The following is a 13947-nucleotide window of genomic DNA, read 5'->3' on the forward strand; positions in this document are numbered from 1 at the left end:
AAGAAGCCTTAGACAGAATATCGACACTTGATAAAGTTAAAGACTCAACAGAAAATCAGCTTTCCGAATTATTATTAGCGTGAGCCAGAGATGGACACGGTAATAAACAGAATTTGCTTGGTGACAATAGCCTTGTGGAACCACCTGATCCCATCCCGAACTCAGAAGTGAAACGCAAACGCGCCGATGGTAGTGTGGGGTCTCCCCATGTGAGAGTAGGTCATCGCCAAGCGCCTAATTATCTCATTGAGATGTAACGAAGCCAGCTGAATAAGCTGGCTTATTTGCGTCTGCAATTTGTAAAATTCAGCCTGTTCTTCAATTCATTAGTAAGTCTTTCTCCCGTTATTCTCTCCATAACACCAAATGTGCTGATTTAGTCCCCATAGCTATCAATTACCAGATACAAAAAAGCAGCCATAAGGCTGCTTTCTTCAATTGATACAAAGCTATCGCGAGGTCTAAGCTTCTTTAAGCCACTGTGCGGCACGTTTAGCGAAGTAAGTTAAAATACCGTCTGCGCCTGCGCGTTTAAAGCAAAGTAGAGATTCCATGACGATGGCTTTTTCGGCTAACCAACCATTTTGGATGGCGGCCATGTGCATGGCGTATTCACCACTGACTTGATAGGCGAATGTTGGCACTGCAAGTTCAGTTTTAACGCGATGCACTATATCTAAATACGGCATGCCTGGCTTAACCATGACCATGTCGGCACCTTCTTGAATATCGAGTGCGACTTCATGCAGAGCTTCGTCACTGTTTGCTGGATCCATCTGGTAGCTGTGTTTATTGCCGCCTTTGAGATTGCCTGCTGAGCCTACTGCGTCACGAAACGGGCCGTAGTAGCTTGAAGAGTATTTTGCTGAGTAAGCCATGATTTGGGTGTTTACGTGGCCTGCAGCTTCTAAGGCTTGGCGAATAGCGCCTATGCGGCCATCCATCATGTCTGACGGTGCAACTATGTCTGCACCGGCTTCGGCGTGTGACAATGCTTGCTTCACTAAAATCTCGGTAGTGATGTCGTTTAGGATGTACCCAGTCTCATCTATGATGCCGTCTTGACCATGAGTGGTGAAGGGGTCCAATGCTACGTCTGTCATGATGCCAAGCTGTGGAAAGGCTTTTTTTAGCTCACGTACAGCGCGTTGCACTAAGGCATCGGCGTTATAAGCTTCTTCTGCCATTAGGGTCTTTTTCTCTGCAGGCGTCACAGGGAATAGCGCAATTAATGGGATGCCTAACTCAACCAGTTCTTCGGCTTCTTTTAGTAGTAAATCGATTGAGTAACGTTCAATACCTGGCATAGAGGCGATCTTTTCACTGCGATTGGTGCCCTCTAGAACAAACATGGGATAAATCAAGTCATTGACCGTTAGTTGATTTTCGGCCATAAGACGACGGCTAAAATCATGTTTACGCATGCGGCGCATTCTACGCTGAGGGAAGGCACTGGTAATGATATTCACATTTGACTCCTAATTAGGTACTGGTCCTGCTTGAACTGATGAAAATAAGCTGACTTGATTACGTCCACCATTTTTCGCTTGGTAGAGGGCTTTATCCGCTTGTTCTAATAATTTGGTGCTGTGCTGATCGTTAGTGACGATATCGGCACTGACTCCGATACTGATAGTCAAAGGTATCGCTACACCTTCCCATTCGAAATGGAGAGAGGCAACTGCGTCTCTTATCGTTTCAGCGACTTGGAGTGCACCATCTTCTGCTGTATTAGGCAGGATGATAGCAAACTCCTCGCCTCCATAACGTGATACGAGATCCGTTGGCCGCTTTAAATGTTGCTGTAATGTTTGGGCAATGGTTCGTAAGGCTTCATCGCCTGCAAGATGGCCGAATCTATCGTTGATCAGCTTGAAGCGATCGATATCAAGCATCAACAGGGCTATGGGTGTTTCTTGCCTGCGGCTGATCCGGCTTTCAGCGATCAAACGTTTATCGAAAGCACTGCGGTTTTTAACACCAGTTAAACTGTCGATAGTGCTTTGTTCGGTTAGCTTTTGGTTCACCTCATGCAATTCTCTGAGGGTGATTTCAAGTTCTAAGGTGCGCTCTTGCACCATTTGCTCGAGTTTCTCATTGCTCTCGGCTTCTGCTTTTAGGGCTTCTTCCCGCGCACTGCGAATTTTCTGTGCTTGCCTCAAGGCCTCTTGCTGAATACGTAGCTTAGCTTTGCGTTCATCGTTATAGCGGATGGCAAGCACCAGAGACATAAAGATGATTTCAAACGTCAGGCCGAGCATGACAGGCGTTTGCGGTTTTAAATTGAGGTCAATCACGCTGAGATACAACAAGCTACTGATGCAAGCTCCTGTCAGCATACTCACCCAGCCAATAGTGTACATACGTGCCAGTTTATGGCCATTGATCGCCTGAGTAATGGCAAAGACCATCAGTACTAGGCTGAGCACTGCAACGGAAATGATCTCGATATAGAGCGCCGTTCCATATTGGATAAAAGGCGTGGCGAGTCCAATACATAGGATATAGACAGCGCTATAGCGACAAGTTAGCAGCATGCGGCGGTTTAAATATTTAAGCTGTAATATTTTTTCGGTAAACATCAGCGCAAACGCCATAACGATTGGCAGTAAAAATGGCACCATAACTTGCTGTAATATCGGCCAATTTGGCCAGAGGAATCGAAAGGCAAAACCGTTGATGGTAGCGACGAGCAAGGTCATGCTAAGCACGTAGCCGGAATAATAGCTGTAACTAAATGAGCCCGATGCAATGGCAATAAAGAGGCTAAAGATACCAATCGCGGCCAGTATGCCGAGTTGGAAACCATGTTCGACGGCGGTGGATTCGGCAATCTGGGCTAAGTCGTTAGATGACCAGAGATTCAACGATACCGCAGCGCTGCCTTCGGTCTGAATATGCAAATAAAAAGTATGGGTATCATCCATGTTGAGCTTAAAAGGATACAGGAAGATATTGCTCAAAAATGGCCGTTCGTTATAGGGAAAGGTGTCGCCCATAAGCACAGTATTAGCGAGCTTATTATTGACTAAATGGTAGATAGTCACTTTGTCTAACAAGGGGTTATCTAACGCTAAAATACGTGAAAGTGCATCGTCTGGGCTGGTTAAGCTGAAACTCAGCCAAAAATCATGGCCGCTGAGTTTTTGAATGTCTTTATTGGTGAAGTTATGCCAATCCGTTTTTGGCAAGGCTTGGATCTCGGTAAATTCCTTCGCCGAAGTGGGGTGGCTCACCATCAACCAAGGCGTAAGGTTTAACGGTGTCGCCGTTGATTCATCAATGCTTAATAGGGTTGCGAATGAAGGTGTTGAACACATCCATAGCCACAGCAAGAGTATGAGTGACGAGTTTCGTTTAAGCATGGACTCGGTCCAAATTAAAAAAAGCTACGCTATTCTGGTAGCAACGCGCTGCAAACTCATCAGCATTTTCACCGCGCAAGTTTGCAATATAACTCGCGATGTAGGGGAGATATTCGGGCTTGTTCTTACTCGATTTAGGCTTAGGCCTCATGCTGCGAGGCAATAAGTACGGGCTATCGGTTTCGATTAAAATGCGGTTCTGCGGAATAAATGGCACGAGTTGCGCTAACTCTTGGCCACGTCTTTCATCGCAAACCCAGCCTGTAATGCCTAAATGCAAATCGAGGTCGATATAGGCTTCCATTTGGGCGTGAGTGCCAGTGAAACAATGTAAAAGCGCGCCACTAAGCTGTGGGCGATATTCCCGCAGGATAGCAATAAAGTCTTCGTGAGCTTCGCGCTCGTGCATCAGTACGGGCATTTGCAGTTCAACGGCTAAGGCGAGTTGGGCAATAAATGCTTGGCGCTGGATGGGGCGAGGAGAGAAATCACGATTGTAGTCTAAGCCACATTCGCCAACGGCAACCACTTGCGGTGCTTGGCAGAGTTCGGCTTGTTGCTTGCTTGAGTCAGCTTGCCAGCCACTGGCATGGTGAGGGTGTACGCCAGCAGTGCAATAAAGTTGATTGGGATATTGTTGGCAAATCGCGATGGCAGCTGCACTTTCAGTTAAATCGCTGCCAATAACAATTAACGGCGAAACCCCTTGGTCCGCCGCCGCTTGTATTATCGATGCTGTGTCTGGCTCGAGTGCGCTGCCAAGTAAATTGACAGCGATATCTATGTATGAGGGCATTAGTTTAGGCGTTTTACCCGTGCCTTGGCATTGCGCTCATCAGTGCCCATTAAGAAAGAGCCTAGGGCTGCTTTTTCAATGTAGACTTTTTCGCCTTGCTTTAAGTTGAACTTACGGCCGTCGGTTTGTTTCCATACCTGACCGTTAGTGAATGTCACCTTGATAGCACCGTAGGGATCTTCAGTAATAGACTGTACTTCAAGATAAATCTTATCGACCGTATTTTCTTGAACGCGCTTAGCTTCCATCCCAAAGTCATCGACAATATTAGCGGCTGGTGCTTGGGGCGCGGTGGCCGCTACTGCTACAGCAGTCGGGGCTGCAACGGTTGTTGCTACAGTCGCAGGCGCGGCTTGAGTGCTCGCTAAAGCAGGCGTTACGCTTTTGACGTTTTCTGCTAGCTTGTCATAGCAAATCAAGCGGTCGAGTTTATCGGCTGTTGCTGCACATTGGGTTAACTGTTGTTCAATGCTGGCATTTGCTTGGACTGATACCAGCATAATTGCTGCTGCCATAAGAGTTAAGCGCATGAGAATGTTCCTTATTATATTATTCCCCTAACGCCATCGAGGACGTTAGTCGTTTGTTTGTTCGCTATCTTCGTCTGACTCGTCGTCACCTTGCTTACTGTAGAAACGAGCAGCTAATAAACCGCCTTCGAACAATAACAGCATTGGTACGGCAAGCATAGTCTGGGAAATTACATCGGGTGGGGTTAACAGCATGCCCACCACAAAGGCGCCTACGACGATATAAGGACGTTTTTGCTTAAGTTCTTCAGGTGTTGTCACGCCCGCCCAGCAAAGTAAAACAACGGCGATAGGGATTTCAAAGGATAGACCAAAGGCAAAGAACAGCTTCAGAATGAAGTTAAGGTAACTGGTAATGTCGGTCGCAACTTGAACGCCCTCTGGCGCATTGTTAGCAAAGAAGCCAAAAACGACGGGGAATACTATGTAATAAGCGAAGGCGATACCGAGATAAAACAATAAGGTACTGCTAAATAGCAGTGGCATAACTAAACGTTTTTCATGTTTGTATAAACCCGGTGCGACAAAGGACCAGATCTGGAACAACACATAGGGCACAGCCACAAAAAACGATAATACCAGGGTCAATTTAAAAGGCGCGAAGAAAGGGGCTGCGACATCAGTCGCAATCATGCTGCCACCAAGGGGTAAAGATTGCATTAAAGGTATTGCCATATAATGGTAAATGTCATTTGCCCAGTACACGCTGCAAATGAACACTAATAACACGCTGGCAATGGATTTTAGCAGCTTGGACCTAAGTTCAAGCAAATGGCTGATAAGTGGCTGCTGTTGCGACATGAATTATCCGTTGGCTTTCGGGTTAGAACGGGTATCCGCGCCCTGAGTTGGCTCATTTGGCGTAGTGGGAGATGCCGATGTTGGACTCGCCTCTACTGTGGCAGTCGGATTAGCTGGGCTCGCTTGAGCTGAACTAGTTTGAACTGGGCCAGTTTGAACTGTGCTCGCAACTGGAGAATGTATTTGATTCTCTGACGCAGGCGTGTCTTTTACCGGGTCCTGAACTTGATAAGGACGGTTCACTGACTGTGCCGCTTGCTTTAGTTGTTCAATAGACTCTTTGAGTTCCGGCGAGAGGTTAGATAAACCTTTGCTCTCAGCTTTTTTTAGATCGGCATGCAACTGCTCGATCTTTAACTCCTGCTCAAGTTCTTCTTTTACCGAGTTTGCCATGCGTTTCATCGCACGGATCCAACTCGTTACCGAACGTACCGCAACCGGTAGACGTTCGGGGCCAAGAACCACTAGCCCCAAAACACCGATCAGCAGCAGCTCCATAAAGCCGATACCGTCAAACATAAAGAGTTACGCCTGTTCTTTGTTAGACTCAGGTTTCTTTTCAGTCGCCTGTTGAGTCGTTTGTGCTGTTTTAGCCGCTTCGGTGTCTTCTAATGCCTTTTTATCTTCTTCTGAAGACATGGCGTTTTTGAAGCCTTTCACCGCACCACCTAAATCACCGCCCAAAGAGCGTAATTTTTTAGTTCCAAACAACAAGACAACGATTAATGCAACGATAAGAAGTTGCCAAATACTAATACCACCCATGAAGGTATCCTCTTAATTGATATCGGTTCTATTATGAACCTATGATTAATTAGTGCTAGCTAAAATTTGCGATTCTTTGGCCTAGATCGCCATCCGACAAACCACAATATAATGCCTGAAACTAGACAAACATAAGGGGTCCATAGTGTAGCGTCTCTATTGATCAATAACGTGCCACAGATCAATAAAACTGCAGAAGTGATAAGCAAGTAGTTACTCTTGTGAGCCTGCTGCTGGTATTTCAAATATTTATCTAGCATTTGTTGCTGAGAACTCAGCAATTTCCTGCCTAACTTAAGGTTATCGTAAATCAGTTCAGGGAATTCTGGTAGTTTATCAGCCCAATATGGCAGTTTTGTGGATACCTTTTTAAACATAGCCTTAGGACCCACTTGGTCGGCCATCCACTGCTCTAAAAACGGTTTAGCGGTTTGCCATAAATCCAACTGCGGATACAGCTGACGACCTAAGCCTTCGATATAGAGTAAGGTTTTTTCTAGCAATACTAATTGCGGCTGTACCACGATATCGAAGTGGCGTGCGGTGCGGAATAGTTCCAGCAACACATGGCCAAAGGAGATCTCATCGAGCGGCTTGTTGAACATAGGTTCACACACCACTTTAATCGCCTGTTCAAAGGCTTGTAGATCGGTTTTTTCAGACACCCAGCCTGATTCAATGTAGAGCTGGGCAATTCGGTGATAATCGCGATTAAAGAAGGCGAGGAAATTCTCGGCGAGATAGCGTTTATCCACTTCGCTGAGTGTGCCCATGATGCCGCAATCGAGGCCAATGTAGTAAGGGTTCTCGGGATGATCGCGGGAAATAAAGATATTGCCCGGATGCATGTCGGCATGGAAAAAGTTATCACGGAACACTTGAGTGAAAAACAGCTCTACACCACGCTCAGCCAATAACTTAAAGTTGGTGCCTTGCGCTTTAAGGGCGGCAATATCCGAGACCGAAATTCCGTAAATGCGCTCCATCACCATTAGGCGCGGATAGCAAAACTCTTCATACACATAAGGCACATAGAGCGCATCTGAGTCGAGGAAGTTATTGCGTAGCTTGACTGCATTTAAGGCTTCGAGCTTAAGGTTTAACTCGCCTAAAATGGTCACGCGGTAGTCTTCAATCACTTCAGCAGGGCGCAGGCGATTACCTTCACCGAGGAGATAATCGATGACCTTGGCTGTTTGCGACATCAACTGCAGATCGGCCTGAATTTTAGCTTCTACATTCGGTCGTAACACCTTAAGTACGACGTCTTTGCCGTTAGATTTCAGGGTCGCGGTATGCACCTGCGAAATAGAGGCTGATGCCAATGGTATTTCATTAAAGTCATCGAATAGGGATTCAATTGGCGCTTTTAGTTCAGCTTCAATCGCTTGGCGGGCGAGCGCACCATCAAAGGGCGGCACTTTGTCCTGTAGCATGGCTAATTCACTGGCCCATTCATCGCTGAGTAAATCGCGGCGGGTCGAGAGCATTTGCCCAAGCTTGATATAAACGGGGCCCAGTTCCTGCATCGCCAATTTTAAGCGTTCGCCACCGAGCTTATTTTTATGCTTATTGCGGATCCAGAACAGACTATTACGGGCGAGTTTAAAGTACCAAGGTGTCATCTTTGGCGGCAATACGTCATCTAACCCGTACTGAAGCAAGGTCTTGATGACATGGTAACCGCGGCGGATACTGGCAAGGGTCATGGCTTAATTTGGTCTCTTAATTGGGCAATCCGTTGTTCAATCGCGCGGGTATCGGCAACTAAATCATCCATTTGATCGCGAAAATGAAGTAACTCAATTGGGTGCGGTGCGAGGCGATACTCTTCAACGGCGAGTTGCCCTAAGTGGGAGCGCGTTTTACGCAACACTTCGAGTGCAAAACCCTTTGCCTGATGGCCAGTGCTGATGAGTTTGTGAGTGGGACCATCGCCTAAATAACGCGAAATTGGCTCGGCAAAATCAAACTCGATGCCGCGTAGATATTGGCTAAAGCTTTGTAATAAATTGAGATCGCCCTCAAGCTTGAGCTTATCTTGCTTGATAAGTTCAGTCAGGTTTGCGCCTTCGGACACGCGATAAAGCGTGGTCGCATCGGCATGCAGACTGACATCGACATCGCCTTCATAGCGGCTCAGTACTTGGATCTCTTTGGCAAACACCAAATAGAGTGGCCAGCTGAGCTGCGATAATTGGATGCGGAACACTTTGCCATGCAACTGGCGCTGGCGCGAATAGTCGTCACCCGCTTGAGCCTGAAGTTTTTTCAGGCCCGTTTCAATTGCGGCGCAGACCAGCAGCACAACTTCTTGCGGCATCATTAGAATTTATAACCACGGTGCAATGCGACAATGCCGTCGGTCATGTTGGTGTAGTCGACTTGCTCGAAGCCTGCATCTACCATCATTTGCTTTAATGTATCTTGATCTGGATGCATACGAATCGATTCGGCCAGATACTCGTAGCTGTCGGCATCTTTAGTGATGAGTTCGCCCATCTTAGGTAAGACTTTGAAGCTATATAAATCATACACTTTGCGCATGATTTCATGCTGAGGCTTAGAGAACTCAAGCACTAATAACTTGCCACCTGGCTTAAGCACGCGGTTCATCGAACGCAGCGCCGCATCTTTATCGGTCACGTTACGCAGACCAAAGGCGATGGTAATGATGTCGAAGTGGCTATCGGGAAACGGCAGTGCTTCGGCGTTGGCTTGCACATAACTGACATTGTTGACTATGCCCTTGTCGCGCAACTTAGTTCGACCGACTTTCAACATGGAATCGTTAATGTCCGCTAAAACCACTTCACCTTTATCGCCCACTAAGTGAGAGAATTTTGCGGTTAAGTCGCCGGTGCCACCAGCCAAATCGAGCACTTTCATGCCAGGGCGTGCGCCAGATACTTCAATGGTGTAACGCTTCCAAAAACGGTGAATGCCGAAGGACATCACATCGTTCATTATGTCGTACTTAGCGGCAACAGAATGAAACACGCCGGCAACGAGTTCGGCCTTTTTATCGGCCTCTACGGTTTTGTAACCAAAGTGGGTACTTTTAGATTCGCCCTCAGACATCAATGTGTTCCTATTGTTTTGCAATGTATTGGTTGCGAGTGTAAGCCATCGCCTGCATTTGCTGAATCTTTGATCTATCACTCTGTGATCGAGCTAGTAAACTAACTACAATGCCTTAGCTTGAGGCACTCCCTAGCAGTCGTAGGATTCAGTGCTTGTCGACCACGTAAAATGGACTGGCATTAGACCACAATATCAGGATTTGGTGAATAGCTTAGCGCCCAGTTGGCTATAACTGATGGCGCTCATTGCGCCAAAAACTGCATCCGAGCCTGCACATAAGCGTAGATAAGCTCGCTGAGGCTTTGGCCAACATCCCTAAATCCGGCTTCAATTCCCGCTTCGTGGCAACTTGGTGCAGCCTCGGCTAAATGCAAATAAGCACAAGGGCAGTGGCGGGCGATATAACTGACATAATGCGCCGCATCTAGCAATGGCACACCCGCTGCCGTTGAGGCGCTACTGGGCATTTTAGCGATAGCGTCGACGTCGAGCTCCAGCCCTACGGGCAAACCTGTGTCATTCAATTTGGCGGCGATCTCAAGCAAGGCTTGGTTAAGGCTGATTTCGCGGCGTACCCAAATTTGTTGCAAGCTATGCCAAGTACCACCAAATTCGCTGAGTTGGCTTAGGTTGGCTTCACTGTTTTTTAACTCATGTAAACCCAGTACATGGTAGCAACCTAAGGCGCCGCGATCGGCTGCGTAACTAAAACCATTGCCGCTGTGACGACCTTCGAGTAGACGAAAATCCGAATGAGGGTCAAGATTTACCGCCGCAACTTGGCGTTGGTAGTGGCTGTAGGTCGCCATTAATAAACCATAGGCATTGTTGTGGCCGCCGCCGATAAGTATGGGTTCTAAACCCGCCTTTAAAATTGCACTCACGATGCGGATAACGCGCTCATCGAGTTGCTCCACCGCATCGCGTAATTCATCTAAGGTGACGTTAGTGTTAGCTGTTGTATTACCCGCGGTTTGTTGCTGCAGATCGGCGGTGTTCACTTGGCCTAATACTAGGCATTCGGCACCGGAAAGAAAGCGATTAGATTGCAGATTGAGCCATTGGCGCATACAGGTTGTGAACGCATCGGTCGCGCCGCCGCGGCCCAAATTGGCGCGCGGGCCGATATCTTCGCCAACGCCGAAAATGGCAAAGTTTGCCCCGTGGGCTTTGGCTGTGGCGAGTATGGTCTCTAACGTGTGTTCGTGATTAGCCAGATGGACGCATTGGCCTAACTTAGTTTCGCCGGTTCTTGGGCTGACTAATGAGGCAATATCTGTATGGGTAAAGGGAATAAATTCAGGCATAGATTGATATTCTTATTCGGCCGGAGTCGAGCTATTGTGGCCAGTGTGGCGCGAGGATTCAATGGGGAAACGCTGAAAATAGTGAATAAAAAAGCCAGCTTAGCTGGCTTTCTTGGCTGAACAGTGAGATTACTCAATGTCGAGTGGTTCAGGTGATAAAATCACACCTGTGTTATCAGCATAAATGTGATCGCCGGGTAAGAAAGTCACACCGCCAAAATTGACCGGAATTTCCACTTCGCCCACTGAATTGCCATCAGCACCCACTGGAATTGAGGCAAGAGCCTGAATACCAATGTCTAACTCTTCCAATGCATCCACATCGCGTACAGAACCGTAAACGATAATGCCTTCCCAGTTGTTGCTAACCGCAAGTTCAGCGATAGCACCATCGATCAGCGCACGGCGTAATGAGCCACCGCCATCAACGAGTAAGACTTTACCTTGACCATCCTCTTGTAGGACTTCGGTGATTAGGCCGTTGTCTTCAAAGCACTTGATGGTGCTAATAGAACCGCCAAAAGAGCTACAACCACCGTAGTTACTGAACATGGGCTCGACTACATCTACGACATCTAAGTACATGTCACATAATTCTGAGGTGTTGTATTCCATATTTACACTCCTATTGATCCGCGTTGCGTACAGTTTAGCGAGTTTACGCCAGTATAAAAGGGATTCTTGAAAAGAAAAGTGTTATCAATCACGGTATTGTTGCCATTGGGCTGTTAACACATCTGTAGTAAATTTTCGTCGCACTTTAGAAGTTATGCGGTAAAACTTGATATTAGTCATTAAATAACGGTTTTTTATTACAACTCTGTTGCGTGCTTTGGTATTATATCCCAAGTTTAAATTAACTTACTTAACTTAATTTGCTTTAGGGGCATGGACCCCCCGTTACGCTTATGGACGGTAGAGGGCCTTCGAGAGGTGCCTATGGAAGCTGTAAATACGATTGAAATTATTGGTTATTTTGCCTCTGTAATGGTGGCGATCTCTCTAATGATGAAGAATATCATTTGGTTGCGATGGTTGAATTTTGTGGGATGTACCCTATTTGTTGTTTATGGGGTGTTTATTTCTGCTTGGCCAGTGGCTGGCATGAATGCGTTTGTTGCTTGTATTAATATTTACCATTTGACGAAAATTTACCGCGCTAAGGCGAATACTCCCGCCGCAGCCTAAGTTTATTTGATTGTGTTGCTCTTGGGATTCACATTTAGAGCAACACAATATCCTGTCTCAGTCCTATCGCTATAACTGAAAAAATCCTTTAGCTCCAGCATAATGTCCCTAGAATCCTTCTAGATCAAAGCCCAAGACATGCTTCTTGTCATAAAACCTTCGAGCAGATGTCACTTAGCCGTCACAGGTCTTTCTTAGTCTCAAGTTATCTAATAGTGCTTTAGCTAATTCGACTCGGGTTTGACCATTAGCAAACTTTAAATTAGCCAGCAAACGGTAAATAACGAATTCAATCGTGAGTAGGGCCTTGGTGAGTCGGTTGCGTGATACCAAGCACTCTAAGCGTCGTCGAGAGAATGCACAGATTAACATCGCAGTAAAACTCGCTGGCATGCCAGCAAGGAGCCTGTTTTATGTTGAGTTACGTTGCAGACTTAGATAAGCGAATGTTTTGCCATATCGTGAGTTTTACCCAACGTCATGGTTTATATGCCCATGCAAAGCGGGTATCGGCGAGTGGCGATGGGCATGTGTATTTATATTTGTCAGTGGGCTTGATGCTGACTCACGCTCAAGGGCAGGCCTTATTCAACTTGATGTTAGCGAGTTTTTTGGTGGAGTTGCCGCTGTATTTACTGCTGAAAAATAGCATTCGCCGTACACGACCTTGCCATGCGCTTATGGGATTTGAGAGTGGTTTTGAGCCATCTGATCGCTTCAGTTTACCGTCGGGTCATACGGCCGCAGCCTTTGTGATGGCAACGAGTGTGGCGCAAGTTTATCCCGTTGCGGCTCCTATCGCGTTTTTATGGGCTTTTAGCATCGGGGGCTCACGTATTGCACTCGGCGTGCATTATCCCTTAGATATTTTGGCGGGAGCCTCATTGGGGATGGGGGCAGTATTACTGGTCCATCCGGTGATTTAATTCAAGCAAGCGCACGTTAATCATTTCATCTCATTAGTTGGAATTCTCCTTCACTCATCAGTTTAAGGATACGTAATGCGAATACTCTACGGAGTTCAAGGCACAGGGAATGGCCACTTAAGTCGTGCACGCGTCATGGCTAAAGCACTGATGAAACAAGATATTGAAGTGGACTTTTTATTTTCGGGGCGTAAGCCAGATCAGTTTTTCGATATGGAATGCTTTGGTGATTATCGCGTACAAGCGGGCATGACGTTTGCGACTCACTCCGGGCGCGTGAATGTGCCGCAAACGGTTCGGCAGAATCTGTCATTGTCGTTATTTAAAGATATTAAAGCCTTAGATCTCAGTTGCTACGATCTTGTGCTCAACGACTTTGAGCCAGTATCGGCTTGGGCGGCGCGGCGCCAAGGCGTGCCATCGATTGGCATTAGCCATCAGGCGGCGTTGACTCATCCTGTGCCAAAACTCGGTAGCACTTGGTTTAATGAAATGCTGCTCAATTACTTCGCCCCTGTGGATATCGCGCTGGGGTGCCATTGGCATCACTTTGGTTTCCCTATCTTGCCGCCTTTTGTCGAAGTGGATGCCAGCCCATTCGAACACACGCATCAAATCTTAGTGTATTTGCCATTTGAGGATGCGGATGTGATTGCTCGTTTCCTGTCGCATTTCAGTGACTATCAGTTTTTGGTGTACCACAGCCAACAGCCTAAGGGACAAATTGCGGAACACATTAAGTGGCACGGCTTTAATCGTGAGGGCTTTAAGCAACATCTTGCCAGCTGCGGTGGTGTTATCGGCAATGCGGGCTTTGAGCTTGCCAGCGAAGCATTAACCTTAGGTAAAAAGTTGTTAGTGAAACCACTGATTGGCCAGTTTGAGCAATTATCGAATGTGGCGGCGCTGCAACTCTTGGCGGCCGCAGATAGCATGATGAGTCTCGATGTGAACGTCGTTAAGCGCTGGCTGAAAACGGCATCACCTAATCCGATTGCCTATCCTCAGGTTGGGGATGCGCTGGTTAAATGGATTGATGGCGGCGATTGGCACGATAGTCAGCCGCTATGTAAAGAGCTGTGGAGCCAAGTTACGCTGCCTGATACTTGGCGTTAAATCAGCTCATAAGCTGTGGCGAAAAGCAATTTAGGCACTAGCTGGGTCAATGGGGTTAGCGTATAATTT

General features: G+C 46.9%; 15 protein-coding genes and 1 rRNA gene. 4 read left to right on the forward strand and 12 right to left on the reverse strand.

Annotated elements, in window-relative coordinates; all coding sequences use genetic code 11:
• The first annotated feature begins 116 nt into the window (after positions 1 to 116).
• A 5S ribosomal RNA gene (gene rrf, locus Q4Q57_RS15725) occupies positions 117 to 232 on the forward strand.
• Between the two features lie 229 nt (positions 233 to 461).
• Here rrf and hemB read toward each other — a convergent pair.
• The 12 genes from hemB to rraA all read right to left on the reverse strand — a co-directional run bounded on the left by hemB (position 462) and on the right by rraA (position 11263).
• Complete coding sequence (gene hemB, locus Q4Q57_RS15730) at positions 462 to 1469, reverse strand: porphobilinogen synthase (RefSeq protein WP_006087116.1); 1008 nt, start codon at positions 1467 to 1469, stop codon at positions 462 to 464.
• A 9-nt stretch (positions 1470 to 1478) separates the two neighbouring features.
• The gene (locus Q4Q57_RS15735) at positions 1479 to 3365 is read right to left on the reverse strand and encodes a diguanylate cyclase (RefSeq protein WP_311891329.1); all 1887 of its coding nucleotides are present in this window, start codon (positions 3363 to 3365) and stop codon (positions 1479 to 1481) included.
• The gene (locus tag Q4Q57_RS15740) at positions 3358 to 4161 is read right to left on the reverse strand and encodes a TatD family hydrolase (RefSeq protein WP_006087114.1); all 804 of its coding nucleotides are present in this window, start codon (positions 4159 to 4161) and stop codon (positions 3358 to 3360) included. The genes Q4Q57_RS15735 and Q4Q57_RS15740 overlap by 8 nt, the downstream gene beginning before the upstream one ends.
• The gene (locus Q4Q57_RS15745; protein ID WP_311891330.1) at positions 4161 to 4691 is read right to left on the reverse strand and encodes a hypothetical protein; all 531 of its coding nucleotides are present in this window, start codon (positions 4689 to 4691) and stop codon (positions 4161 to 4163) included. The genes Q4Q57_RS15740 and Q4Q57_RS15745 overlap by 1 nt, the downstream gene beginning before the upstream one ends.
• 45 nt (positions 4692 to 4736) lie before the next feature.
• Positions 4737 to 5492 carry a twin-arginine translocase subunit TatC gene (gene tatC / locus Q4Q57_RS15750; RefSeq protein WP_006083331.1) on the reverse strand — a complete coding sequence of 252 codons (756 nt, stop codon included), beginning with the start codon at positions 5490 to 5492 and terminating at the stop codon, positions 4737 to 4739.
• 3 nt (positions 5493 to 5495) lie between these two features.
• Entirely contained in the window at positions 5496 to 6011 is a 516-nt protein-coding gene (tatB, locus tag Q4Q57_RS15755) for a Sec-independent protein translocase protein TatB (protein ID WP_311891331.1), read from the reverse strand.
• A 6-nt stretch (positions 6012 to 6017) separates the two neighbouring features.
• Positions 6018 to 6257, reverse strand: coding sequence for a Sec-independent protein translocase subunit TatA (gene tatA / locus Q4Q57_RS15760; RefSeq protein WP_006083329.1), 240 nt, complete (start codon positions 6255 to 6257; stop codon positions 6018 to 6020).
• A gap of 59 nt (positions 6258 to 6316) precedes the next feature.
• Entirely contained in the window at positions 6317 to 7966 is a 1650-nt protein-coding gene (gene ubiB / locus Q4Q57_RS15765) for a ubiquinone biosynthesis regulatory protein kinase UbiB (RefSeq protein WP_311891332.1), read from the reverse strand.
• The gene (locus tag Q4Q57_RS15770) at positions 7963 to 8583 is read right to left on the reverse strand and encodes an SCP2 domain-containing protein (protein WP_006083327.1); all 621 of its coding nucleotides are present in this window, start codon (positions 8581 to 8583) and stop codon (positions 7963 to 7965) included. Before Q4Q57_RS15770 ends, ubiB begins: the two co-directional genes overlap by 4 nt.
• Positions 8583 to 9338, reverse strand: a complete 756-nt coding sequence (ubiE, locus tag Q4Q57_RS15775) for a bifunctional demethylmenaquinone methyltransferase/2-methoxy-6-polyprenyl-1,4-benzoquinol methylase UbiE (protein WP_311891333.1) — start codon at positions 9336 to 9338, stop codon at positions 8583 to 8585. Before ubiE ends, Q4Q57_RS15770 begins: the two co-directional genes overlap by 1 nt.
• A gap of 245 nt (positions 9339 to 9583) precedes the next feature.
• A complete protein-coding gene (locus Q4Q57_RS15780; RefSeq protein ID WP_311891334.1) occupies positions 9584 to 10648 on the reverse strand; it encodes a formimidoylglutamase in 1065 nt (354 codons plus the stop codon).
• Between the two features lie 129 nt (positions 10649 to 10777).
• Positions 10778 to 11263 carry a ribonuclease E activity regulator RraA gene (rraA, locus tag Q4Q57_RS15785; RefSeq protein WP_006083324.1) on the reverse strand — a complete coding sequence of 162 codons (486 nt, stop codon included), beginning with the start codon at positions 11261 to 11263 and terminating at the stop codon, positions 10778 to 10780.
• A 324-nt stretch (positions 11264 to 11587) separates the two neighbouring features.
• Between rraA and Q4Q57_RS15790 the strand changes: the two genes are divergently transcribed.
• The 3 genes from Q4Q57_RS15790 to Q4Q57_RS15800 all read left to right on the forward strand — a co-directional run bounded on the left by Q4Q57_RS15790 (position 11588) and on the right by Q4Q57_RS15800 (position 13878).
• Complete coding sequence (locus Q4Q57_RS15790) at positions 11588 to 11836, forward strand: YgjV family protein (RefSeq protein ID WP_006083323.1); 249 nt, start codon at positions 11588 to 11590, stop codon at positions 11834 to 11836.
• 413 nt (positions 11837 to 12249) lie between these two features.
• Entirely contained in the window at positions 12250 to 12762 is a 513-nt protein-coding gene (locus Q4Q57_RS15795; RefSeq protein ID WP_311891335.1) for a phosphatase PAP2 family protein, read from the forward strand.
• Positions 12763 to 12837: 75 nt separating this feature from the next.
• The gene (locus Q4Q57_RS15800) at positions 12838 to 13878 is read left to right on the forward strand and encodes an MJ1255/VC2487 family glycosyltransferase (protein WP_311891336.1); all 1041 of its coding nucleotides are present in this window, start codon (positions 12838 to 12840) and stop codon (positions 13876 to 13878) included.
• The last annotated feature ends 69 nt before the right edge of the window (positions 13879 to 13947 follow it).

The organism is Shewanella sp. SP2S2-6 (assembly GCF_031931965.1).
Lineage (GTDB): Bacteria > Pseudomonadota > Gammaproteobacteria > Enterobacterales > Shewanellaceae > Shewanella > Shewanella baltica.